Source organism: Rhodococcus qingshengii JCM 15477 (genome assembly GCF_023221595.1).
Classification (GTDB): domain Bacteria; phylum Actinomycetota; class Actinomycetes; order Mycobacteriales; family Mycobacteriaceae; genus Rhodococcus_F; species Rhodococcus_F qingshengii.
Window position 1 is genome coordinate 3,341,728 of record NZ_CP096563.1, and the last position, 23,273, is coordinate 3,365,000.

The 23,273-nt window shown below is 62.0% G+C and carries 20 protein-coding genes, 1 tRNA gene and 2 rRNA genes (1 of these 23 running past the window's edge); 2 read left to right on the top strand and 21 right to left on the bottom strand.

Annotated features, from left to right (window positions below; translation table 11 throughout):
• The first annotated feature begins 4 nt into the window (after positions 1-4).
• Positions 5-346: a hypothetical protein gene (locus tag M0639_RS15270; protein ID WP_042451032.1), complete on the top strand. Its 342-nt coding sequence runs from the start codon at positions 5-7 to the stop codon at positions 344-346.
• Here the strand turns inward: M0639_RS15270 and M0639_RS15275 are convergent, their stop codons facing one another.
• Positions 347-496 carry a hypothetical protein gene (locus tag M0639_RS15275; RefSeq protein ID WP_225320035.1) on the bottom strand — a complete coding sequence of 50 codons (150 nt, stop codon included), beginning with the start codon at positions 494-496 and terminating at the stop codon, positions 347-349. It lies immediately after the preceding gene.
• Between the two features lie 644 nt (positions 497-1,140).
• Between M0639_RS15275 and M0639_RS15280 the strand changes: the two genes are divergently transcribed.
• The gene (locus M0639_RS15280) at positions 1,141-1,566 is read left to right on the top strand and encodes a hypothetical protein (protein WP_064074348.1); all 426 of its coding nucleotides are present in this window, start codon (positions 1,141-1,143) and stop codon (positions 1,564-1,566) included.
• Positions 1,567-1,836: 270 nt separating this feature from the next.
• On the opposite strand, the gene M0639_RS15285 is transcribed toward M0639_RS15280, so the two are convergent.
• From M0639_RS15285 to M0639_RS15380, 20 genes are all read right to left on the bottom strand, one after another.
• Positions 1,837-1,910, bottom strand: a tRNA-Pro gene (locus tag M0639_RS15285).
• A 102-nt stretch (positions 1,911-2,012) separates the two neighbouring features.
• A complete protein-coding gene (gene der, locus M0639_RS15290; protein WP_064074349.1) occupies positions 2,013-3,440 on the bottom strand; it encodes a ribosome biogenesis GTPase Der in 1,428 nt (475 codons plus the stop codon).
• Positions 3,437-4,117 (bottom strand): (d)CMP kinase, encoded by a 681-nt coding sequence (cmk, locus tag M0639_RS15295; protein ID WP_197486162.1) that lies wholly within the window; start codon positions 4,115-4,117, stop codon positions 3,437-3,439. The genes der and cmk overlap by 4 nt, the downstream gene beginning before the upstream one ends.
• An 11-nt stretch (positions 4,118-4,128) precedes the next feature.
• Positions 4,129-5,574, bottom strand: a complete 1,446-nt coding sequence (locus M0639_RS15300; protein ID WP_082893171.1) for a pseudouridine synthase — start codon at positions 5,572-5,574, stop codon at positions 4,129-4,131.
• Positions 5,575-5,651: 77 nt separating this feature from the next.
• Positions 5,652-6,335 carry an SMC-Scp complex subunit ScpB gene (gene scpB, locus M0639_RS15305; RefSeq protein WP_064074353.1) on the bottom strand — a complete coding sequence of 228 codons (684 nt, stop codon included), beginning with the start codon at positions 6,333-6,335 and terminating at the stop codon, positions 5,652-5,654.
• Between the two features lie 41 nt (positions 6,336-6,376).
• Positions 6,377-7,198 carry a segregation and condensation protein A gene (locus M0639_RS15310; protein WP_046379919.1) on the bottom strand — a complete coding sequence of 274 codons (822 nt, stop codon included), beginning with the start codon at positions 7,196-7,198 and terminating at the stop codon, positions 6,377-6,379.
• A 50-nt stretch (positions 7,199-7,248) separates the two neighbouring features.
• Positions 7,249-8,262, bottom strand: coding sequence for a ParA family protein (locus M0639_RS15315; protein WP_003946138.1), 1,014 nt, complete (start codon positions 8,260-8,262; stop codon positions 7,249-7,251).
• Positions 8,263-8,405: 143 nt separating this feature from the next.
• Positions 8,406-9,329 (bottom strand): site-specific tyrosine recombinase XerD, encoded by a 924-nt coding sequence (xerD, locus tag M0639_RS15320; protein WP_047270485.1) that lies wholly within the window; start codon positions 9,327-9,329, stop codon positions 8,406-8,408.
• A gap of 1 nt (position 9,330) precedes the next feature.
• Positions 9,331-9,963 carry an NUDIX domain-containing protein gene (locus M0639_RS15325; RefSeq protein WP_047270484.1) on the bottom strand — a complete coding sequence of 211 codons (633 nt, stop codon included), beginning with the start codon at positions 9,961-9,963 and terminating at the stop codon, positions 9,331-9,333.
• A gap of 6 nt (positions 9,964-9,969) precedes the next feature.
• Entirely contained in the window at positions 9,970-11,730 is a 1,761-nt protein-coding gene (pyrG, locus tag M0639_RS15330) for a CTP synthase (RefSeq protein WP_003946139.1), read from the bottom strand.
• 156 nt (positions 11,731-11,886) lie between these two features.
• Positions 11,887-12,840 carry a copper transporter gene (locus M0639_RS15335; protein ID WP_007731900.1) on the bottom strand — a complete coding sequence of 318 codons (954 nt, stop codon included), beginning with the start codon at positions 12,838-12,840 and terminating at the stop codon, positions 11,887-11,889.
• On the bottom strand, positions 12,837-14,021 hold the full coding sequence (gene steA / locus M0639_RS15340; protein ID WP_064074351.1) for a putative cytokinetic ring protein SteA: 1,185 nt from the start codon (positions 14,019-14,021) through the stop codon (positions 12,837-12,839). Before steA ends, M0639_RS15335 begins: the two co-directional genes overlap by 4 nt.
• An 86-nt stretch (positions 14,022-14,107) precedes the next feature.
• Positions 14,108-15,886: a DNA repair protein RecN gene (gene recN / locus M0639_RS15345; RefSeq protein WP_003946143.1), complete on the bottom strand. Its 1,779-nt coding sequence runs from the start codon at positions 15,884-15,886 to the stop codon at positions 14,108-14,110.
• Between the two features lie 2 nt (positions 15,887-15,888).
• Positions 15,889-16,836, bottom strand: coding sequence for an NAD kinase (locus M0639_RS15350; protein WP_003946132.1), 948 nt, complete (start codon positions 16,834-16,836; stop codon positions 15,889-15,891).
• The gene (locus tag M0639_RS15355) at positions 16,833-17,672 is read right to left on the bottom strand and encodes a TlyA family RNA methyltransferase (protein WP_003946142.1); all 840 of its coding nucleotides are present in this window, start codon (positions 17,670-17,672) and stop codon (positions 16,833-16,835) included. Before M0639_RS15355 ends, M0639_RS15350 begins: the two co-directional genes overlap by 4 nt.
• 1 nt (position 17,673) lies before the next feature.
• Entirely contained in the window at positions 17,674-17,916 is a 243-nt protein-coding gene (locus M0639_RS15360; RefSeq protein ID WP_003946140.1) for a hypothetical protein, read from the bottom strand.
• A gap of 76 nt (positions 17,917-17,992) precedes the next feature.
• Positions 17,993-18,976, bottom strand: a complete 984-nt coding sequence (locus M0639_RS15365; RefSeq protein ID WP_007731903.1) for an HAD-IIA family hydrolase — start codon at positions 18,974-18,976, stop codon at positions 17,993-17,995.
• Positions 18,973-19,914, bottom strand: coding sequence for a tetratricopeptide repeat protein (locus M0639_RS15370; protein WP_073513327.1), 942 nt, complete (start codon positions 19,912-19,914; stop codon positions 18,973-18,975). Before M0639_RS15370 ends, M0639_RS15365 begins: the two co-directional genes overlap by 4 nt.
• Before the next feature lie 61 nt (positions 19,915-19,975).
• Positions 19,976-20,092 (bottom strand): 5S ribosomal RNA (rrf, locus tag M0639_RS15375).
• Positions 20,093-20,245: 153 nt separating this feature from the next.
• Positions 20,246-23,273: ribosomal RNA gene (locus M0639_RS15380) — 23S ribosomal RNA — on the bottom strand; it runs 107 nt beyond the window's last position.

Here is a 23,273-nt window from a genome sequence, read left to right on the forward strand (position 1 = left end):
CGATATGAGGGGCGAGCGAATCTTCGCGGGACTCGTCGTCGGCCTTCTGCTCGGGCTGTTCGGCTATCTGCCGTTGGTACTCCTGTGGCAACATTTCGCAGATGTCCCGCAGCCGCAGCTTTATCCGAACCGTTCGTTCACGTCGTTCGGCCCCAACCCGCCACCGCTCACCTACTGGATAAGTTGGGCGGCGCCTGCCGCCGTGTTCGTCATTCTCGGACTTATGACTATTCCCAGCCGCACCGGCAGGCAATTCGCGTTGCCATTGGTGCTCGCGTTCCTTTCTGTGGCAGCAATGGTGGCGTGGTTCTGGATCTCGATGGAACTGTTCTTCAGCCCCGACTGATCACTCACTCGGCTGCGTATCGCGAACCCCACTGCGCGCACGCGCAATGGCGCCCTTGTTGCGCAATGCGATCCCCTGATGCACCGCAGCAAGTACCAATGCCAGCACTGCAGCAGGGAGGCTCCCCACCATCGACAGCAGAGAAGGCATATCAGAGCTGAAAGCTGCAAAGAAACCCAATACTGCAGCGCAAAGCATTGTCGCCGAGACGATCTAGGAAACTAATGGTCGTGGGATCACGGCTGGAATAACGCACAGAGCCACCGGCAACGCCAGCACCAAGAAGAGCTCCCGCCCGAAATAGTCGTGAATCGAGCGGTAACAATCGGCAGAACTGAGCGGGCCGAGGCCTATTTCGCAATCGGTGATCTCGTACAGCGGCCACTGTGCCGTCGCGGATCCCAGAATCCCGGTGGCGACCGCCAATACAACCCACGCGATCCGAATCCCAATCATACGAAGAGATCATGCCAGTAGGCGAAATTGCGCTCCGGAGCAGAAAGCGACTACAACTCGAAAGGGGCGGAGGTTACCTCTCTCGGTAGGACCGACCTCCTCGCGAGCGGCACAACATGTCCGACGTGCTCAACTCACGGGCTGGGTATCGAGCTTGATCGGAGCATCTGCCATCGTCGACAACTATTGGGAGACAGCACCTCTCTTGAGTGCGGGTATCGCAGTCGCTGTACTCGGATTAGTTAACGGCCTACCGAGTTTGATTGTCACCCTGATGCACAATCGACGGCCGCAACAGGGTTGAAGTTTTCGATTATGTTTTGTGGAAGGGTGCTTGCATGGCAACACAACCGCATGGCCAGTCCATAACCCCGGCGTGGAAAGTATTCACGGCCATCGGTTTTGCAGGTGTTGTGGGCGCTGCCGTGACGTACTTCCGAGACGGGTGCACTTTGGCGATCATTGGCGGGATGGTCATCCTCGCGATTGGTCTGCCGCTTACTGTCTGGTCCATCCTGCGAATGCTGCGTGAGAATCGAGGACATCGCCTTCATTGGTGGAGAACACCGCCGGTCAATCCGAGGAACGTCAACCTGTCTCGTGCTGTCGGCATTCCGACTACAATTTTCGGTGCACTGACCATCTGGCTGAATACAGCAGGTTCGGCGCCGTGGTGGTTGGCAGCAATCTTTACCGCCATTCTGATCGCGCTCTTCGAAGTAACCGTTGCCGTTCACAATATTCGCCTCAGTCAGCGAACCTGAGCTAGCCTTCCGCGCATGACGGTTTCCGCGAGCGTCCGTGCGCGCCTTCGCTCCCACTTGCATCCAGACGACGAGATCCACTACGCGTTTCCAGCAGACGTTCTGATGAGCGCGAAACCGACGAAGAATATGTTGCAGTCGTGAACGCTGCCGACGCGGAGATCACGTCACCGCAGGACTTCCCGCATGATCCGTTGCCGAACCTTTGAAGGCACAAACAAAAAGGCAGTTTCTCATTTCTGAGAAACTGCCTTTTTGATCTAACTTCGGTCGGGCTGACAGGATTTGAACCTGCGACCACTTGACCCCCAGTCAAGTGCGCTACCAAGCTGCGCCACAGCCCGTCCCACGCCCTTGTTTCGGGCGCTTGGAAAGATTACATCAGGGACGGGCCGAAGTACCAATCGGCTGGTCAGAGCCGTTTCAGTACCGAATTGGACGCAGAATCAGCGGCCCTTACGGTCACGCTTCTCGCGCACTCGGACGGATACGCGGATCGGGCTGCCGTCGAAGTTGAACTCTTCACGCAGACGCCGCTCGATGAAGCGGCGGTAGCCGGACTCGAGGAAGCCCGTGGTGAAGAGAACGAATGTCGGCGGGCGTGTGCTTGCCTGCGTCGCGAACATGATGCGAGGAAGGCGACCACCACGCATCGGAGGCGGCGTTGCTGCCACAACTTCCTTGAGCCAGGTGTTCAGGCGACCCGTGGGGATGCGCTTGTCCCAGGACTCCAGAGCCGTGTCGAGAGCCGGCACGAGCTTCGCCACGGCGCGACCGGTGTGGGCGGAGATGTTGACTCGCTGAGCCCACGGAACGCGGACCAGATCGCGGTCCACTTCCTTGTCCAGCATGAGTCGACGGTCCTCGTCCACGAGGTCCCACTTGTTGAATGCGATCACCAATGCACGACCCGTGTCGGCCACCATGCTCAGAACACGCAAGTCCTGCTCGGTGATCGGCTCGTGCGCGTCGATCAGCAGGATCGCAACCTCAGCGGCCTCGATCGCGCTCTTCGTACGCAGCGACGCATAGAACTCCGCGCCGCTGGCATGGCTGACGCGCTTGCGCAGACCAGCCGTGTCGACGAAACGCCAAGGGCGCCCGCCGAGTTCGACGATGGAGTCGACCGGGTCGACGGTGGTGCCGGCAACATTGTGCACGACGGACCGCTCGTCACCGGACAGCTTGTTGAGCAAGCTGGACTTTCCGACGTTCGGCTTTCCGACGAGAGCAACACGACGCGGACCGCCGCCGGGGATACCTTCACGCGGGGTTTCCGGCAGCTTCTCGAGAACCTCGTCGAGCAGGTCGCCGGTACCGCGTCCGTGCGTCGCACTCACGGAGTACGGCTGACCGAGGCCCAAGGACCACAGTGCTGCAACCTCGGACTCGGTGCGTCCGTCGTCCACCTTGTTGGCAACGAGGATGACCGGAGTCTTCGAGCGGCGAAGCACTCGAGCGACCGCTTCGTCCGTCGCCGTAGCGCCGACAACGGCGTCGACGACCAGGAGAATGGCGTCAGCCGTTCCCATGGCCAACTCGGCCTGCCGGGCAACGGCCTGCTGAAGACCCTTTGCGTCGGGCTCCCATCCGCCGGTGTCCTGGACGAGGAAGCGTCGTCCGGCCCAGTTCGCCTCGTACGAGACACGGTCACGGGTAACGCCGGGGATGTCCTCGACTACCGCTTCACGACGGCCGATGATGCGGTTGACGAGTGTCGACTTGCCGACGTTCGGTCGACCGACAACAGCCAAGGTCGGGACGGCAATGTGCGCTTCGCCTTCGCCGTCCGCTTCGAGATCGGCGTAATCCCACTCCGATTCCTCGGACCAAGTTCCGTCACCGGCATATTCGGTTACCAGATCGTCGCTCACTGCACTGCTCCAGTTCTGTCGCTGACCACCAACAGCAACTTGGCGATCACATCTTCAATTCCCAATTCGCTCGTATCCACCAGAATGGAATCCTCGGCAGGGCGCAACGGCGACACTGCCCGAGTCGAATCGAGATGGTCACGGCGCTGCACATCAGCCAGCACCGCTTCGTAATTGTCTTCACGGCCTTGGCCGATATTCTGCGTATTGCGCCGTGCCGCACGGGTTTCCGCCGATGCGGTCAAGAAGATCTTGACGTCTGCATCGGGGAGTACGACGGTTCCGATGTCGCGACCTTCCACGACGATCCGCTCCGCACCGGCCGCCAACTCACGCTGAGTGGCGACCAGCAGGTGACGAACCTCGGGTACAGCCGACACCGCGGAGACAGCCTTGGTTACCGCGTCGCCGCGGATCTCCTCGCTGACGTCCGCGCCGTCGAGATGCACCTGCTCGCTGCTCGGATCGGTACCGATGGACCATGGCAACGCCGCAACGGCGGCCGTGATCGCGGCGGAATCCGCCAGATCGATTCCCTGACGCAGCACGTGCAGGGTCGCGATCCGGTAGATGGCTCCGGTGTCGAGGTAGCGAGCGCCCAAACGCTGCGCCAACGCGCGAGAGACGCTGGACTTGCCGGTTCCGGACGGTCCGTCCATAGCGACTACCAGCGGCATGGACGAATCGGTCACAGGCCGACCGCCTCGTACAGTCCACCGACCTCGCTACGTCCGAGGACGCGCTGCGTTCCCGGACGCTGATCGCCGAGAGCGACAACTCCGACGTTGGTGCGTACCAGGCGGACAACGGGGTGACCGACGGCATCGAGGAGGCGACGCACGATGTGCTTACGGCCCTCGTGCAGAACCAGCTTGACGAGCGTCTTGCCCTCGTTGATCTCGAGCACGGTGAACGCGTCCACCTTGGCCGGACCGTCGTCGAGGGTGACGCCGTCACGCAACTGCTTGCCGGTGCTGCGCTCGACAACGCCGTGAACCGTGGCGAGGTACGTCTTCGGAACCTCGAACGACGGGTGCATCAGGCGGTGAGCCAAGTCACCGTCGTTGGTGAAGAGAAGCAAGCCTTCGGTGTCGGCGTCGAGGCGGCCGACGTGGAAGAGTCGCTGACCCGCCTGAACGCGCTCGGAGACGATGTCGCCGACGCACGGACGACCGAGATCGTCGGACATGGTGCACTGCCAGCCACGCGGCTTGTTCATCGCGAGGTAGACGAGGTCCTTCTGCACGACGACGCGGACGCCGTCGACACGAACCACTGCGTTCTCGGGGTCGACACGCAGACCCTGTTCGACCACGATGCGGCCGTCGACCTCGACGCGACCCTGGTCGATCAGCTCTTCAGCTGCACGGCGTGATGCGACGCCGGCCTGAGCCAGCACCTTCTGCAAGCGGACGCCGTCGCCCTTCGGCGGGCCGTCGTGCTTGGTGATCTCGGCATGCTGGTGACGCGCCGGCTTGGCGTTGGAGACCAACGGATTCTGAGAGACGACACGCTGCGGCTTCTCGGTCTTCGGCTTGCCACGCTTGTTGGTCGCCGGCGGTGTGGGAGCTGCCGGGCGCTTGCGCGGAGGTCCGTCGAACTTGGATCCACGAGGTGCGTTCGACCATGCGCCGCCACGAGGAGCGTCGGGGCGTGCGCCGCGCTGATCGTCACTACGACGGTCAGCGCCGCCACGCGGTGCGCGGCGGGCGTCGACGTGGGGGGTACGGCGGTCATCGCTGCGGGGTCCGCGGCGATCGTCCGTGCGCGGGCCGCGCCGATCGTCGTTGTAGCCACTACGACGGTCGTCCGTACGTGCGGGGCGACGGTCGTCGCTGCGCGGCGGGCGACGGTCATCACTGCGCGGCGGGCGACGGTCATCACTGCGCGGCGGGCGACGGTCATCGTTGAATCCACCGCGACGGTCGTCCGTGCGGGGACGGTCGGATCCGGCGTTGCGGTCGTATCCGGAGGTACTGCGGGAAGTGTTGCTGCGTCCACCACGGGGCGCTTCGCTACGTGCGCCGCGGGGGGCGTCGCTGCGACCACCACGGGGGGCATCGCTGCGTGCGCCGCGGTTGTCGCGGGAGTTGTTACGGTCCGGTGTGCCATCTCGGCGAGCGGGATTGTTCACTTTTTTCCTGTCAGTTTTCTACTGTTTCCCGAGCGTGGTCGGGTCTTTCTCGGTGCTGACGAGCGCCGGAATTCCGGTCAGTCGTCGACTTCGGTGTCCACTACGTCAGCGGGCACGTCTGCCTTGTTCATTCTCGCAAATCGCGGATCGGATTCCAGGCTTTCGCTGATGTCGTCGATGAGATCGACATCAGGCAAGAGCGGGGCCAACTCCGGGAGCTCGCTGAGCGAGGCCAGGCCGAGCCGTTCGAGGAACAGTTCGGTCGTGGAGTACCGTGTCGCGTTGGTGTCCGGGTCAGGCCCGGCTTCCGCGATCAGTCCGCGGGCAAGGAGGGTGCGTACCACCCCGTCCACGTTGACGCCTCGTACCGCACTGATCCGCGCACGAGTCAACGGTTGACGGTATGCGACTACGGCCAAAGTTTCCAATGCCGCCCTGGTCAATTTGGTGCGTGCGCCGTCCAATAGCTGCTTTTCCACGTACGGGGCAAACTCTTGTCGCGTGTACAGACGCCATCCGTCGCCCGCGTAGCGAAGGTCCATTCCGCTGCCGCGAGCGGTCAATGCGGCCGACATCGACGTCAGGCGTTCTTCGACTCGTTCCGGCGCGGTTCCGGTGACAGATGCGAGTTGGTTCACTTCGGCCGGCGAATCCACGACAAGCAGAAGCGACTCCAGCACTGCGTCGAGTTGATCGTCGTCGAGTTCGAAATCGGGGGCGGAATTTTCGGACTCCGAGGCGTGTTCGGTAGGCTCGATCATCTCGTCTAGCTGCGAAGACTCTGGTTCCGTCGGCTCGGCGTTCATCCGTAGTCCTCCTCTGTGACCGGCGCGGCCGGGTCGTCTCCGGTCCAACTCACCATCAGCGGTCCGAGTGCTTCGGGTTGCTCGAACACAATGACCTGCCGGCGATACAACTCGAGCAACGCGAGAAATCTTGCGACTATCTCGACGGTGATCTCACACTCGGCAACGAGGTCCCCGAAGGGTGTCCACTCCCCTATGCCTCGCTCGCGCAGCAACTCGAGAATTCGCTCGGCCTGCTCGGGTATCGAGATATTGGACACATGGAGGTGATCGAGGCCCACCGTCGGCACCGGACGTGGTGTGAACACAGTCGCCGCGATCTCCGCAAAACGCTGAGGGTCGACGCCCAACAACACCTCGGGCAGGAGTTCGGTGAACTGATCCTCGACGGCAACCGAGCGCGGATAGCGCCGCAGCGCTGCTTCCTCCAACTCACCGAACAGCGCCGCAACTTGTTTGTACGCCCGGTACTGCAGCAGTCGCGCGAAGAGAAGGTCGCGGGCTTCGAGAAGCGCCAGATCCTCCGCGTCCTCGACCTGCCCGGCGGGCAACAGCCTGGCCGCTTTCAGGTCCAGAAGCGTAGCTGCGACGACCAGAAACTCTGTTGTCTGATCGAGGCCCATCGCACTGCCAAGTTCCTTGGTGTATGCGATGAAATCGTCAGTGACGGTGTGCAGGGCGACTTCGGTGACATCGAGCTGTCGTTGATTGATCAGGTTCAACAGCAGATCGAACGGGCCTTCGAAGTTCCGGAGAGTGACTCGGAAACCGGCAGCCTTGGCTGCGGTCTGAGCGTCGGTCGGCACGTTCGGGTCGATCGAATCCGGCTCGACTTCGACCGAATCTTCTTGCGATGCAATCAGTTCCACTAACGACCAGACCGGTGAATGACCTCGCGGGCCAATGCTCGATATGCCTCGGCCCCAGCCGATTTCGGCGCCCACGTCGTGATCGGCTCACCGGCGACGCTGGTTTCGGGGAATCGGACGGTGCGGTTGATCACCGTGTCGTAGACGACGTCGCCGAACACCTCGACGACTCGCGCCATCACCTCACGAGCGTGCAGAGTCCGGGCGTCGAACATCGTGACGACGATACCGGCCAACTCGAGCTTGGGATTGAGACGATCGTGCACCTTTTCGACGGTGTCGTTGAGGAGTGCCAGGCCGCGCAGGCTGAAGTACTCGCATTCCATCGGAATGATGACCGAATCGGCGCAGGCCAGTGCATTCACCGTGAGCAGGCCAAGCGACGGCTGGCAGTCGATGAGCACGTAGTCGTACCGATCGAGAACAGGGTGCAACACGCGTCCCAAGGTCTGCTCACGTCCGACCTCGGTGACCAATTGGATCTCGGCGGCCGAAAGGTCGATGTTGCTGGGCAGCAGGTCGAGGCCGTCGACCCGAGTTCGCATCAACACATCGTCGATGGACACACGCGGTTCGACCAGAAGGTTATGGACGGTCAGTTCCAGGTCGTGATGCTGGACGCCCAGTCCAGCAGACAACGCGCCTTGGGGATCGAGATCCACCAGGAGCACTCGGCGACCGTATTCGGCCAACGACGCACCCAGGTTGATGGTCGACGTCGTCTTGCCGACGCCGCCCTTCTGGTTGCACATCGCGATGATCATCGCGGGTCCGTGGTGCGCCAACGGTGTCGGTTGGGGTACCTCGCGGACCGGCCGGCCCGTCGGACCGAGTTCTTCCGCGGAAACGGTGAGGGTTTCCGCAGGTGGAGAGGCTACTGGCGTCGTATCTATTTCGAACATCGCCTCTGGTTCGGAGGGTACAGCTGGTGCTGATTCGTTCACGCGCTCGAAGAGTTGGGCATTGACATGCGGCGGCGCGGACTCCGCCGCTGGTGGCTGCGATGTCGACACGGTCCGATGCTCCCCTACTCTTTCGGCGGTTGCTCTCGGCGCCGGCAAACCCCCGAAACTGCGGTGGAGGCCGCTCGCGCTCCTTGAACGCTACCGCTTACATCACCGAATGGTCTCGCAGACACGCATGAGCCAACCAACCCCTAACGGGCACGCGGGTGTGCCTGAGCCCACACTTCGCGCAACGCGGTGACGGTGACCAGTGTGTAGATCTGCGTCGTGGTTACCGAAGCGTGACCGAGAAGTTCCTGCACGACGCGTACGTCCGCGCCGCCGTCGAGCAGGTGTGTGGCAAACGAGTGCCTGAGCGTGTGGGGTGAGACGTCCGCCTTGATCCCGGCCGACGCCGCCGCATCCTGAAGTATCTGCCACGCGCTTTGACGCGAGAGGCGTCCACCGCGAGCGTTGAGAAACAGGGCAGGAACACCGCGCGTCGCCAAGCTGGGGCGCCCCCGGACGAGATACGCGTCCACCGCGGCGATCGCCGGCCTGCCGACGGGGACGATCCGCTGCTTGCCGCCCTTGCCCTTGAGCAGCACGGAACGGGTTTCGGTGTCGATGTCGTCGACGTCCAGATCGATCGCCTCGGTGATTCGCGCTCCGGTCGAGTACAGGAGCTCGAGCAGAGCGCGATCCCGCAGATCGCGGGGCCCGTCACCGGCAGCACCGCCACCCGAAGCGTCGAGCAGGGCGATCACGTCGTCGAGAGGCAGGGCCTTGGGCAGCTTGCGTCCGGGCGTCGGCGGCTTGACCGTTCGGGCCACGTCGACGCTGACCAGACCTTCGGCGGCGGAAAACTTGTGGAATCCGCGAACCGCGATCAGGGTGCGTGCTGCCGAACTGGCCGCCAATGGTACGACGCCGGCATCTTTGTCACCCAGGCGCAGATGTGTCACGAATTCGGTGACGTCGTTCTCCGTCACGCCCGCGACGTCGTCGATGCCGCGTCCGTGCAGGTACTCCGCGTACCGATTCAGGTCGCGGCGATAGGAAAGTAGAGTATTGCGCGCAGATCCTCGCTCGACCGCTAGATGGTCGAGATACGAGTCCACCTGTCGGGCAAGCACTTCAGGCTCGCGACTTGCGTTCTCCGAATGCGCGAGGACGATCGGGCCACGGTGCGTCGGCGGGGCGCAGCGGCTTGCCCGTCGCGCGTGCGGTGGCGATCGCGAGTATGCCCGATACCGCTGTGGCATTGACGATGTCGCCACGTAGCGCCATGTCGACGGCGTCGGCGAGCGGAACCCGCGAAATCTCGAGATCGGCTTCTTCGTGTTCGGGATCGTCGCGCTCCACCTCGTGCAGCCCCTCGGCGAGGAAGACGCGAACCGCCTCGTCCGTGAACCCGGGTGAGAGAGCGACATCGACCAGCACCGACCATCGATCGGCGCCGAGTCCGGTTTCTTCGCCCAGCTCGCGCGCTGCAGCCTCGACCGGGCTCTCCCCCGGAGCGTCGAGCAGACCGGCAGGAATTTCCCACAACCGGTGCCCGAGCGGGTGACGGTACTGGTGAATCAGCACCAGGTTGTCGTGCTCGTCCAGTGCCACGACGGCAACGGCGCCGTGATGCTCGACGACTTCCCGATCGGCACGCTGACCACCAGGCATCGCAACGGTGTCGACGCGCAACGCGATGATCGCGCCGGTGTAGACCGTCTTGGAGCCGAGGGTGTCGAATTCGTGCCGACCGGGATCGCTCATGTGTGGCTAGACCTTTTCCACGTTCTCGACTGCAGCGTCGAGCGCTGTCTCGGTGGCAGCGGTGTCGATCTTCTCGTCACCGTGGACGTCGACGGGCAGGCGCTCTTCGAGCTTGTACGTCAACGCTGCTTCGACGAAGGCCGCGAACAGCGGGTGCGGGCGCGTCGGACGGCTCTTGAGCTCCGGGTGTGCCTGGGTGGCAACGAAGAACGGATGCTGCTCACGCGGGTACTCGACGAACTCGACCAGGTGGCCGTCCGGCGAGGTTCCGCTGAACTGCAAGCCGGACTTGGCAATCCGATCGCGGTAGGTGTTGTTGACCTCGTAGCGGTGACGGTGACGCTCGGAGACGTCCTCGGTTCCGTAGGCCTGAGCGACGACGGAACCCTTGGTCAGCACGGCCGGGTAAGCACCCAGACGCATGGTGCCACCGAGGTCGGCGTCACCGGCGATGACGTCTTCCTGATCAGCCATCGTGGAGATGACCGGGTGCTTGGTGTCCGGCTCGAACTCGGCCGAGTTGGCATCGTCGAGGCCGACGCTACGAGCAGCTTCGATGACGACGCACTGCAGACCCAGGCACAGACCCAGCAGCGGCAGCTTGCGCGAACGTGCGAAACGGATCGCGCCGAGCTTGCCTTCGATGCCGCGGATGCCGAAGCCGCCGGGGATCAGAACACCGTCGACGTCACCGAGAGCGGCCTGCGCTCCGGCTTCGGTCTCACAGGCGTCCGACGGGACCCAGGAGATCTCGACCTTGGACCGGTTCGCGAATCCACCGGCGCGCAGTGCCTCGGTGACGGAGAGGTATGCGTCGGGCAGGTCGACGTACTTGCCGACCAACGCGACCCGCACGGTCTCACGCGGCTGGTGAACACGATCGAGGAGGTTGCCCCACACGGTCCAGTCGACGTCGCGGAACGGGAGACCGAGCTGGCGAACGACGTAGGCGTCGAGGCCCTCACGGTGCAGAACCTTCGGGATGTCGTAGATCGAGGGAGCGTCGGGCGTCGAGATGCAGGCGTCGACGTCCACGTCGCACATCAGGGCGATCTTGTTCTTGAGGCCCTGCGGAACGTCACGATCGCAACGAAGGATCAGCGCGTCGGGCTGAATGCCGATGCTGCGCAACGACGCAACCGAGTGCTGCGTGGGCTTGGTCTTGAGTTCTCCGGAGGGGCCGAGGTACGGCACGAGGGAGACGTGCAGGAAGAAGACGTTGTCGCGGCCGACGTCGTGGCGGACCTGGCGAGCGGCTTCGAGGAAGGGCTGCGATTCGATGTCGCCGACTGTTCCACCGATTTCGGTGATCACGACGTCCGGGCGGTGTCCCTGCAGATCCGGACCGCTCATCTCGAGGATGCGACGCTTGATCTCGTCGGTGATGTGCGGGATGACCTGAACGGTGTCGCCGAGGTACTCGCCGCGGCGTTCCTTGGCGATGACCGTCGAGTAGACCTGGCCGGTGGTGACGTTCGCCTGGCCGGAGAGGTCACGGTCGAGGAACCGCTCGTAGTGTCCGACGTCGAGGTCGGTCTCGGCACCGTCTTCGGTGACGAAGACCTCGCCGTGCTGGAAGGGGTTCATGGTGCCCGGATCCACATTGAGATAGGGATCGAGCTTCTGCATGGTCACGCGCATTCCCCGCGCGGTCAACAACTGTCCCAGGCTTGAGGCGGTCAAACCTTTGCCGAGCGAGGAAGCTACACCTCCGCTGACGAAGATGTGCTTGGTGGCGGTACGCGTGTTAGTGCGTGACTGTGGCAAAGGGGCTCCCGTGACGACTGTGCAGGGCTTGGTCTGATGAAGCATGCTGGGGCCTGCCGACCCACGGGATTTCACGGTAACACCTATCGGGGGTCGGTGCCTACAACGCGCCGACTTTCCGCCCCCGATGTGACCGGCGTATCAATACCGGGGTGTTCAGTTGGTGGGTGCGCCGACGGTGACCGCCGCCGCTCCCGGTCCCGTGCCGTAGCGGCCGGCGCCGCCGTTCAACTGTTCCTGCAGCGCCAACGGCGTGGTGATCTTGCCCGACTCCCGATCGATGTTGTCGATGGTCGTCAAGCCCGCTGAGAGCGCCGCGTCCGCACGAGCGACGGCAACCGGACCACTGCCCTCGGCCGAGCCAGGCCGGCCCGCGAGAATCGTTCCTGCGCCGCGTCCGTCGAGAGCACCGGCGAACCGGGCGATGACGGCGCCGCGGTTACCGGTGGCTGCGTCGGATTCACTCTTGTTGTCGCCGGTGAGAACCACCGCGAGTTGAGCCGGCTTGACCGCTCCGTCGTCGTAGCTGATGAAACCGGCGCTACGCAGCGAGTCGAGCGCGAGATTCATCTCGTCCGGAGTGCTCTGCGGCTCGCTGTTCTGCCCGTTGAGAAGCAGAACCGAACCGAGCAGATCACCCGCGAGACTGCCCTGATCGACCGCACCGGTCTTGAGTGTGATGCCCGCAGGGATGACATTGGTGACGACGGTCCGCAAGCGGTCACCGCCCGTGGCGTCGACAAACGAATCGGTGAGCGAGACGCGTCCGGTCACGGCGCCACCGGCGGCAGTGACGAGTCGGTTGACACCGTCGAGATCACCGGGATCGGCGTCCGGTGCCGTGATGACGACGACGGTGCGACCAGCGAGACTGTCACGCACGACGCGACCGCCGACAGCAGCATCGAAGCCGTCCGCGGAATTGAGTTGCTGCTGAAGCTGATTGGACTGTTGATTGAGGTCTTCGATCTCGTTCTGCAGGTCCGCCTTGTCGTCGCGCAGACCCGAAAGCAATCCACTGGACAGCATTCCGGAACCGAGCACCACGCCGATCGCGAGTGCCAGGAAGATTGCCGCTATGGAAATTGCATGTTGACGCATCGAAATCACTTGAAGAGCCCCTGAACCCACAGCGCGAAGCTGTTCCACGTTGCGATTGCCCAGTCGAGAACTTCACTACCGGCATTGGACACGACCAGGGCGACGATCACTGCCACCAGGGCGGCGAGCACCAGGAGCGCGATCGCGCCGCCGGACACTCGACTTCGATACAGCGTTGCCACAGCCTTGGCGTCGACCAGTTTCGGTCCCACCTTGAGCCGAGTCATGAACGCCGACGGATTGCTTTCACGACGCCCACGGTCGAAGAACTCGTCCAAGGACACCACGTTGCCGACCGTCACGATCAGTGAAGCTCCGTGGTGATCGGCGAGCAGCAACGCAAGGTCGGTCGGTGAGCAGGTCGCCGGGAACGTCATCGCCCCGATACCGAGATCCTGGATTCGGGAAAGCCCCGCCGCATGACCGTCCTGGTCTGCGGGCAGTACAACTTCCGCGCCGGACTTGAGGGTGGAACTGGTGATCTCTTCCGGGTCGCCCACGATCAGATCGGGGCGGTATCCGGCCTTGCTCAACACGTCCGCACCTGCGCCGACACCGATCAGGATCGGCGAATACTCCTTGATGAAGGGCTTGAGGTTCTTCAGATCTGCCTCGTGTTCGGGTCCGTCGGAGACGACCACGACGTGGCGATCCTTCAAGTCGATGTCGATGTCCGGAACACCGATTCCGTCGATCAGCAAAGGACTTTCGGTGCGGATGAACTCGATGGTGTTACCCGAGAACGCTTCCAGGTGATCGACCAGGCCGGTCTTGGCCTCGATCATCCGATCGGAGATCTCGGCCTCGGTCTGCTCTTCGCCCCTGACGAGGCTCTTCTCGCCGTTGAAGATCTCGCCCTCGTGCAGGCGGATCTTGCTGCCGTCCTTGACGTTCTTGAAGACGTCACCGTCTACGGCATCGATCAGAACGATGTCGTTGGCGACGATCACTTCCGGTCCGAGGTTGGGGTACCGCCCCGAAATCGACGGCGACGCGTTGACCACGGCCATGACTCCGGCTTTCACCAGAGCATCGGCGGTCCGGCGATCGATGTCGACTTCGTCGAGGATCACGATGTCTCCAGGACCGACGCGGCGTAGAAGCTTCGCCGTGTTCCGATCGGCCCTGGCGATGCCACTGATCCCAGGCAAGGATTCGGTGTTACGTGAGAGCAATCCGGGCATCTTCATGGCTTCGATGATGAACCTGAAACCGCGTTGACCGGTGGAGGCGCGCCGACAACTACCACATCAGTCACACCAACACCACAGAACCTTCAATCTGTGACGCGGGCCGCATTCGCGATCTCGAGCAGTTCTTCGGCGTGCGCACGACCGGTCTCGGTGTCGTCCAGCCCTGCCAACATACGGGCCAATTCGACCACCCGATCCGAATCCGACAAGGTCCGCACGCCACTGCTCACCACTCCGCCTTTGTCGTCGACCTTGTCCACCACGAGGTGGGTGTCGGCAAACGCAGCAACCTGCGGAAGGTGGGTGACGACGATAACCTGATGCGTACGAGCAAGTTTCGCCAATCGGCGGCCGATCTCGACAGCAGCGCGACCACCGACCCCCGCGTCCACTTCGTCGAAAACCATCGTCGCGCCGGTGTCGCTACCAGCGAGAACAACCTCGAGCGCCAGCATGACGCGTGACAGCTCGCCACCGGAAGCGCTCTTGCTGATCGGAAGTGACGGTGCCCCGCTGTGCGCAGACAGACGGAATTCCACCTCGTCGACGCCGGCAGACCCGGCATGAAGGTCTACTCCCCCGACACTGAGCGGCGCCGAGTCCTGCGGGCCCGCAGGCTGAGAACGGACGGTCACCTCGAGGCCCGCACGTCCCATCGCCAGACCGGCGAGTTCCGCGCTGACGGCTTTGGCGAGCTTTGCCGCTGCCTTGACTCTGGCGGCGCTCAGCTTTGTGGCGGCTTCCGCGGTGAGGCCAGCCGTCTCCTCGACCTGCTTGGCCAACAGCGACAACGCATCCGACGACACGTCGAGTTTGGACAGACGAGCGCGAGCGGTATCTGCCCATTCGAGAACACCGTCGACATCGGCGGCGTACTTGCGAGTCAGAGTCTTCAGTTCCGATTGCCGCGACAGCAGCGAGTCCAGAGCACCCGGGTCTGCGGGCAGCCCGGACAGATAGGTGTTCAGGTCACCGGCAACATCGGTGACGACGGCAATAGCGTCGGCCAACCGGGAACCGAGGCCGTCCAGATCTGCGTCGGTGACCGACTCGATACGCGCCCGCGCTTCGGACATCAGGTCTAGCGCCGGCATGACCCCGACGTCGCCGCTTGCCATGTCGTCACTACCGGCGAGCGCAGCGTGCGCCTCTTCCGCAGCCGAGCGGAGCGAATCGAGTTCACTGAGTCGACGAACTTCGGCAACGATTGCCGTGTCCTCGCCTGGCTCGGGTGCCACGCCGTCGATTTCGTTGAGCGCGAAGGTCAACTGATCTGCTTCTTGCGCCAGTTCACGAGCCTTCGACGTGCGTTCGATCAACTCCGAACGAGCATCTAGCCATTCACGACGGTGTTTGCGGTACCTCGTCAGCAGCGTTCCGATTGCCTTGTCCCCGAAGCGGTCCAGCGCATTGCGTTGCTGGTCGGGACGAAGCAATCGCAGCTGATCGTTCTGTCCGTGGACAGTCAGAAGTGGATCCGTGAATTCGGAGAGAACTCCCGCCGGCACGCTTCGTCCGCCGAGATGAGCCCGTGAGCGGCCGTCGCTGCCGACTGTCCGGACGGCGATGATGGTCCCGTCCTCGTCGCGCTCGGCGCCGGACGATTCCAGGATTCGGACGATCTCACGCTCGGTGGCCGGTGAGACGTCGTCGGCGATGAATCGTCCTTCGACGACGGCTCGCGACGCGCCCAACCGCACCCGACCGGCATCGGCTCGCGCTCCGCTGAGGAGGTGCAAGCTGGTGACGACCATCGTTTTACCTGCGCCGGTTTCACCGGTCAGGACGGTCAGGCCCTCGTGGAACTGGGCGCTGGCCTCGGAGATCACACCAAGACTGTCGATACGGATCTCTGCGAGCACGATTAAGGCTTCCTTCCTCGCCATCCGGTAACCGGAAGCTCGAACTTGCGAACCATCCGATCTGCGAAGGGCGCAGAGTCCAACCGGACCCACTTGACGGGAGTGGCGCCGCGAACGATCTCGACGCGAGCGCCGGCAGGCAGTTCCAACGTACGACGCCCGTCGCAGAAGACCAGGCCGTCGTGGCTACCGGCGACGGTCTCCACCGCGATGATCGAATTCGGGCTGGTGACCAACGGCCGCGCGAACAGCGCATGCGCGTTGCTGGGTACGACGAGCAATGCTTCGAGTTCGGGCCACACGACGGGGCCGCCTGCGGAAAATGCATAAGCGGTCGAGCCGGTGGGAGTGGACACGAGAACACCATCGCAACCGAAGGCAGACACCGGTCTGCCGTCGACTTCGAGGACAACTTCGAGAACTCCCAGACGCGAACGGTTCTCGATACTGGCCTCGTTGAGCGCCCACCCGCGGTCGATGATCTCGTCGTCCACCCGAATCACGACGTCGAGTGTCATACGGGACTCGACGCGATATTCCTTGCGAACTACTTGTGCGAGAGCCTCGTCGAGATGCTCGGCCTCGGTCTCTGCCAGAAATCCGATCCGTCCGAGGTTGATGCCCAGTACCGGAATGGACGCTTCTTGAGCGAGTTCGGCGGCGCGCAGAAATGTGCCGTCACCACCGAGAACCAGAACCAACTCGCATCCGACGGCAGCATCAGGGCCGGGATGAACAACCGTGACGTCGAGACCCGGCGCAGAGAAGCCCGCGGGTTCCGTCATTGCTTCGATGCGCGAGCTGTCTGCTTCGTCGACGAGGACTCGCAGCCCGATTCCCGCCCGTTCGAAAATCTTCCCGACTCGCTTGGCGGTTTCCGTGATGTCACGTCGACCAGGGTGTGCGACAAGAAGGATCTCGCGCGACTCGCCGTTCGTGACCGCGTTCACTGGGGCCCTTCCTCTACAGCCTTGCGAATCATGTCCTCCACCGAAGGAATTCCCTCGGTGTCCGGCTCGTGATCACCGGGCGAACCTGTCTTTCGAAGCCACAGGAAATACTCGACATTTCCCGACGGACCGGGCAATGGGCTGGCCACGACACCTAACGTCCGCAGACCTACCTTTGCAGCAGCCTCCGACACGTCGAGCACAGCCGAGATTCGCAATTCCGGATCTCGTACGACGCCACCGGCACCGACGCGGTCCTTGCCCACCTCGAACTGAGGCTTGACCATCGGAACCAGGTCCGCGCCGTCAGCAGTACAGGCGACAAACGCCCCGAGTACAAGTTTGAGAGAAATGAACGACAAGTCCGCGACAACGAGATCGACAGTTCCGCCGATGGTCTCCGCATCAATTGCACGAACATTGGTTCGGTCGATGACGTGCACCCGGTCATCGGACTGCAGGCGCCACACCAGTTGTCCGTAGCCGACGTCGACTGCGACAACTTCCTTCGCACCACGCGTCAGCAGAACATCGGTGAACCCACCGGTGGATGCGCCGGCGTCGAGGCAACGGCGACCTTCGACCGTCAATCCTTCGGCACCGAAGGCGTCGAGTGCGCCGATCAGTTTGTGAGCACCTCGCGACGCCCACGAAACTTCCTGCTCCACCTCGACGACCCGAAGTGGCGTTCCGGCTTCGATCGCCGTCGCAGGCTTGGTCGCAACGGCTCCCGAGATGAGAACTCGCCCGGCGGAAATCAGTTCTTGCGCATGATCTCGTGACCGTGCGAGTCCGCGACGGACAAGTTCGGCGTCCACCCGTGCTCTACGTGCCACGTCAAGCCCTGTCCACAGAGGCGAGTGCCTGGACGAGCACCTCGTGTGCCTGTTCCAAAATATGTGCCTTCTGCGGAATCACACCTGCTCCGTGCTGATCGTTCGGATCCTGTTCGATGCCGCCCAGGCGCGCCAGCAAACCGTCGACGTCAGAACGTATGCGTTCCGGATCGACGGAAGGGCGTGGCCCGGGCAACGGAGATCCGTTACTCGTGTTTCCGGGGTGCGGTGTCGGCGTGCTCATCGGGCACAACGTTAGTGCATGACTCTCGGTTACGCATACACCCGCACCCCCGCGAGTCGAACACATTTGCGAGAGATCAGACGAGCCAGGATGCAAACAGATCCGCCACGCCGGCATCCGACGCTTCCAGGGTCCGGAACGACGGATTAGCCCATGCGACAGGCGCAACCGCGCGTAGAAGCGACATCTCGTCCCCGACAACCGGGCCGTCGACAACCAGCGCCGACCCGTTCACGGAGACAGACCACTTGGAGTCCGCACCGACCAGCGATTCGACGGCCGGCTGATTGAGCGAATCCAGAGTTGCTGCAATGTAGGTGGGGCGCTGCTCAACCGGAGCCCGCAGTACGTCACCCGGCGTGCTCACACCGGTGAGAACCAACAACGAGTCGATCGAAACAGCTTGTGCGCCTTCGATATCGGTGTCCAAACGATCACCGACCACCAGTGGACGCGAGCACCCGCTGCGAGCGAGCGCGTCCTCCATCAGCGGTGCAGCAGGCTTACCTGCCACCAACGGTTCCTGCTTGGTCGCAGCGCGTAGAGCTGCCACCATCGAGCCGTTGCCCAGCACCAAACCCCGCTCCGACGGCAGTGTTGTGTCCAGGTTTGCCGCTACCCACAGCGCACCGGCCCGGATCGCCAAGCACGCCTCGGCAAGGATCGACCAGTTGGTCTCCGTCGAATGTCCTTGAACGACAGCAACCGGAGAATCCGCGAATTCGCGCACCGGAAGCAACCCGACGCGCGTCACCTCGTCGGCCAATGCGTCGGTACCGACGACGAGTACAGCGGCACCGGGTTCGAGACGCTCCGACAGCAGACGCACTGCCGTCTGAGAACTGGTGACGACACGATCGTCTTCGGAATCGAAACCGAGTTCGGTCAGATGCGCCGACACTGCCGAAGGCGAGCGACTCGCATTGTTGGTCACGTAGTACAAAGCCTGCGTGCCCTGACCGAGAGCAGCCTGGGTGCCGGGAATCGCATGAGCTCCGGCGTACAGAGTGCCATCGAGATCGAGCAAAAGTACGTCGTACTGAGTACGAAGCACGGTCACTGATCTTCTCCGGTCAACTCGGCCACCCGTTCTTCAGCATCCGTGTCACCCTCGAGGTCAGCAGCTGCAGCGTTGAGGAACCACTTCAGTCCGTCTTCGACGCGACCAGCTGCAACGAGGGCATCGGCGTAGGCGTAGAACAGCCGAGCCGCAGCTTCACCGGTACGCGCTGCGTCCAGATCCTTGGTCTGCAGTGTGACAACTGCCTGATCGAACTGACCGAGATCCATGCGGGCGCCTGCGACGACGATCCTCAACTCAGACGCCTCGTCGCCCGAAAGCAGGGCAGCCTCGTCGCTACGACCGAGTTCGATCGCGCGTTCGGGTCGACCCAAACCGCGTTCGCAGTCGGCCATGACAGCGATCAGACCCGGTCCGCCAGCCATTCGACGGGCAGCACGAAGCTCGGAGAGAGCTTCAGCCCATTCACCGGCGTGGTACGCGGTGATTCCGGCAGCTTCACGAACGACCGCAATTCGGCCGGCGCGCTGACGGGCAGCGCGAGCGTGGAGCAGTGCGAGTTCCGGATCTTCGTCGACGAGCTTGCCCGCCATGACGAGGTGACGCGCAACTGTGTTGGCGTTGTCCTTGTCGAGGCTGAGCAGATCCCGACGAACGGCCGGGTCCAACTCCGTGGGCTCTACGTTGTCGGGCAAATCCGGTTCGTCAGGTCGTGCTTGCTGACGGTTGCGGTCGCCGTCGCGTCCACGAGGGGTGAACCCACCCTCGCCGCCGCGACGCTGTCCGCCGTTGAATCCGCCGCCGCGGTTACTGTTTCCAGCACCGCCACGGTTGTTGTCTCCGGCACCACCGCGGCGGTCTCCGCCTGCAGCGCCGCGTGATCCACGCCCGTCGTTGTCACGACGGGGGCCACCTGATCGAGGCGCTCCTCCCCCACGGAAGGACCGACGCTCGTCGCCATTCTCCGACACAGTCATTCCTCTCATACAACGCACGAAAGGGGACCCAATATGTTGGGTCCCCTTTCGGTTAACGGGTGTTCGGCGGTGTCCTACTCTCCCACACCCTGTCGAGTGCAGTACCATCGGCGCTGAAGGGCTTAGCTTCCGGGTTCGGAATGGGACCGGGCGTTTCCCCTTCGCTATGACCGCCGTAACTCTATGAAACTGTCACAGTAACCTTCTTCTGATCACCTGGTTTCACCACCCGTCAACACCAGTTTCTGGTGTTGGGGGATGGAGAAAACAGGGTTTCTCATCAGTATCTGTGTGTTGTTTCAGATACCGCACAGTGGACGCGTAGCTTCTTTGTGGTAAGTCCTCGGCCTATTAGTACCAGTCACCTGCATGCATTACTGCACTTCCAGTTCTGGCCTATCAACCCGGTGGTCTGCCGGGGGCCTTACCCCCTCGAGGGGGTGAGAAACCTCATCTTGGAACAGGCTTCCCGCTTAGATGCTTTCAGCGGTTATCCCTTCCGAACGTAGCTAACCAGCGGTGCTCCTGGCGGAACAACTGGCACACCAGAGGTTCGTCCGTCCCGGTCCTCTCGTACTAGGGACAGCCTTCCTCAAGTTTCTAACGCGCGCGGCGGATAGAGACCGAACTGTCTCACGACGTTCTAAACCCAGCTCGCGTGCCGCTTTAATGGGCGAACAGCCCAACCCTTGGGACCTACTCCAGCCCCAGGATGCGACGAGCCGACATCGAGGTGCCAAACCATCCCGTCGATATGGACTCTTGGGGAAGATCAGCCTGTTATCCCCGGGGTACCTTTTATCCGTTGAGCGACACCGCTTCCACTTGCCGGTGCCGGATCACTAGTCCCGACTTTCGTCCCTGCTCGACCTGTCAGTCTCACAGTCAAGCTCCCTTGTGCACTTGCACTCGACACCTGATTGCCAACCAGGCTGAGGGAACCTTTGGGCGCCTCCGTTACATTTTGGGAGGCAACCGCCCCAGTTAAACTACCCACCAGGCACTGTCCCTGAACCAGATCATGGTCCGAGGTTAGAGGTCCAATTCGATCAGAGTGGTATTTCAACAACGACTCCACGATAACTGGCGTCACCGCTTCACAGTCTCCCACCTATCCTACACAAACCGAACCGAACACCAATACCAAGCTGTAGTGAAGGTCCCGGGGTCTTTTCGTCCTGCCGCGCGTAACGAGCATCTTTACTCGTAATGCAATTTCGCCGAGTCTACGGTTGAGACAGCTGAGAAGTCGTTACGCCATTCGTGCAGGTCGGAACTTACCCGACAAGGAATTTCGCTACCTTAGGATGGTTATAGTTACCACCGCCGTTTACTGGGGCTTAAATTCTCAGCTTCGCTCCCGAAGGAACTAACCGGTCCTCTTAACCTTCCAGCACCGGGCAGGCGTCAGTCCGTATACATCGTCTTACGACTTCGCACGGACCTGTGTTTTTAGTAAACAGTCGCTTCTCACTGGTCTCTGCGGCCCCACCCAGCTCAGACAGTAAATGTCGTCACCAGACAGGGCCCCCCTTCTCCCGAAGTTACGGGGGCATTTTGCCGAGTTCCTTAACCATAGTTATCTCGATCGCCTTAGTATTCTCTACCTGACCACCTGTGTCGGTTTGGGGTACGGGCCGTGTGAAAGCTCGCTAGAGGCTTTTCTCGGCAGCATAGGATCACTGAATTCGCCTCAATCGGCTACGCATCACGTCTCAGGCTATGTGCGACCCGGATTTGCCTAGGTCACGCCCTACACGCTTACACCAGTATTACCACTGACTGGCTCAGCTACCTTCCTGCGTCACCCCATCGCTTGGCTACTACCAGATCAGGTCCCATGCATCCACCAACTCGAGACCCGAAGGTCTTCTCGTGGCTTCAGGATGGTTAGTATCACTGATTCACCATGGGCGCGTTCACACGGGTACGGGAATATCAACCCGTTGTCCATCGGCTACGCCTGTCGGCCTCGTCTTAGGTCCCGACTCACCCTGGGCGGATTAACCTGGCCCAGGAACCCTTGGTCATTCGGCGGACGAGTTTCTCACTCGTCTTTCGCTACTCATGCCTGCATTCTCACTCGTGTGGCCTCCACGGCTAGGTCACCCTGCCGCTTCCATGGCCACACGACGCTCCCCTACCCATCCACACACCTGCCAGAAAATCCGTGGATCAACTGGGGGCTATTGCGTGAATGCCGCAGCTTCGGTGGTGTACTTGAGCCCCGCTACATTGTCGGCGCAGGATCACTTGACCAGTGAGCTATTACGCACTCTTTCAAGGGTGGCTGCTTCTAAGCCAACCTCCTGGTTGTCTTCGCGACCCCACATCCTTTTCCACTTAGTACACGCTTAGGGACCTTAGCTGGCGATCTGGGCTGTTTCCCTCTCGACTACGAACCTTATCGCCCGCAGTCTCACTGCCGCGCTCTCACTCACCGGCATTCGGAGTTTGGCTGATTTCGGTAAGCTTGTGGGCCCCCTAGACCATCCAGTAGCTCTACCTCCGGTGAGAAACACGCGACGCTGCACCTAAATGCATTTCGGGGAGAACCAGCTATCACGGAGTTTGATTGGCCTTTCACCCCTACCCACAACTCATCCCCTCAGTTTTCAACCTAAGTGGGTTCGGTCCTCCACGACGTCTTACCGTCGCTTCAACCTGGCCATGGGTAGATCACTCCGCTTCGGGTCTAGAGCATGCCACTACGATCGCCCTATTCGGACTCGCTTTCGCTACGGCTACCCCACACGGGTTAACCTCGCGACATGCCACTAACTCGCAGGCTCATTCTTCAAAAGGCACGCCATCACCCCCAGCAGTAAACTGCTCGAAGGCTCTGACGGATTGTAAGCGCACGGTTTCAGGTACTATTTCACTCCCCTCCCGGGGTACTTTTCACCTTTCCCTCACGGTACTAGTCCGCTATCGGTCACCAGGGAGTATTCAGGCTTATCGGGTGGTCCCGACAGATTCACACCAGATTTCACGGGCCCGGTGCTACTTGGGTTTCCATTACAACAGTCACAAAGTTTTCGTGTACGGGATTCTCACCCTCTACGACAGGCCGTTCCAGACCACTTCCACTAACCCTGTGATTTCTTACTGTTGGCCAACACGGCAGTATTGACAAAATGAACCCCACAACCCCACGAATGCAACACCTGCCGGCTATCACACACCCATGGTTTAGCCTCTTCCGCTTTCGCTCGCCACTACTCACGGAATCACGGTTGTTTTCTCTTCCTGTGGGTACTGAGATGTTTCACTTCCCCACGTTCCCTCCACACGCCCTATATATTCAGGCGCGGGTAACACGACATCACTCGTGCTGGGTTTCCCCATTCGGACATCCT

Excerpts from the sequence above, each read along its gene's own strand:
- M0639_RS15270 (WP_042451032.1), top strand. The coding sequence starts at position 5 with ATGAGGGGCGAGCGAATCTTCGCGGGACTCGTCGTCGGCCTTCTGCTC.
- M0639_RS15275 (WP_225320035.1), bottom strand. The coding sequence starts at position 496 with ATGCCTTCTCTGCTGTCGATGGTGGGGAGCCTCCCTGCTGCAGTGCTG.
- M0639_RS15280 (WP_064074348.1), top strand. The coding sequence starts at position 1,141 with ATGGCAACACAACCGCATGGCCAGTCCATAACCCCGGCGTGGAAAGTA.
- cmk (WP_197486162.1), bottom strand. The coding sequence starts at position 4,117 with ATGCCGCTGGTAGTCGCTATGGACGGACCGTCCGGAACCGGCAAGTCC.
- scpB (WP_064074353.1), bottom strand. The coding sequence starts at position 6,335 with ATGATCGAGCCTACCGAACACGCCTCGGAGTCCGAAAATTCCGCCCCC.
- M0639_RS15325 (WP_047270484.1), bottom strand. The coding sequence starts at position 9,963 with ATGAGCGATCCCGGTCGGCACGAATTCGACACCCTCGGCTCCAAGACG.
- steA (WP_064074351.1), bottom strand. The coding sequence starts at position 14,021 with ATGAAGATGCCCGGATTGCTCTCACGTAACACCGAATCCTTGCCTGGG.
- M0639_RS15360 (WP_003946140.1), bottom strand. The coding sequence starts at position 17,916 with ATGAGCACGCCGACACCGCACCCCGGAAACACGAGTAACGGATCTCCG.
- M0639_RS15370 (WP_073513327.1), bottom strand. The coding sequence starts at position 19,914 with ATGACTGTGTCGGAGAATGGCGACGAGCGTCGGTCCTTCCGTGGGGGA.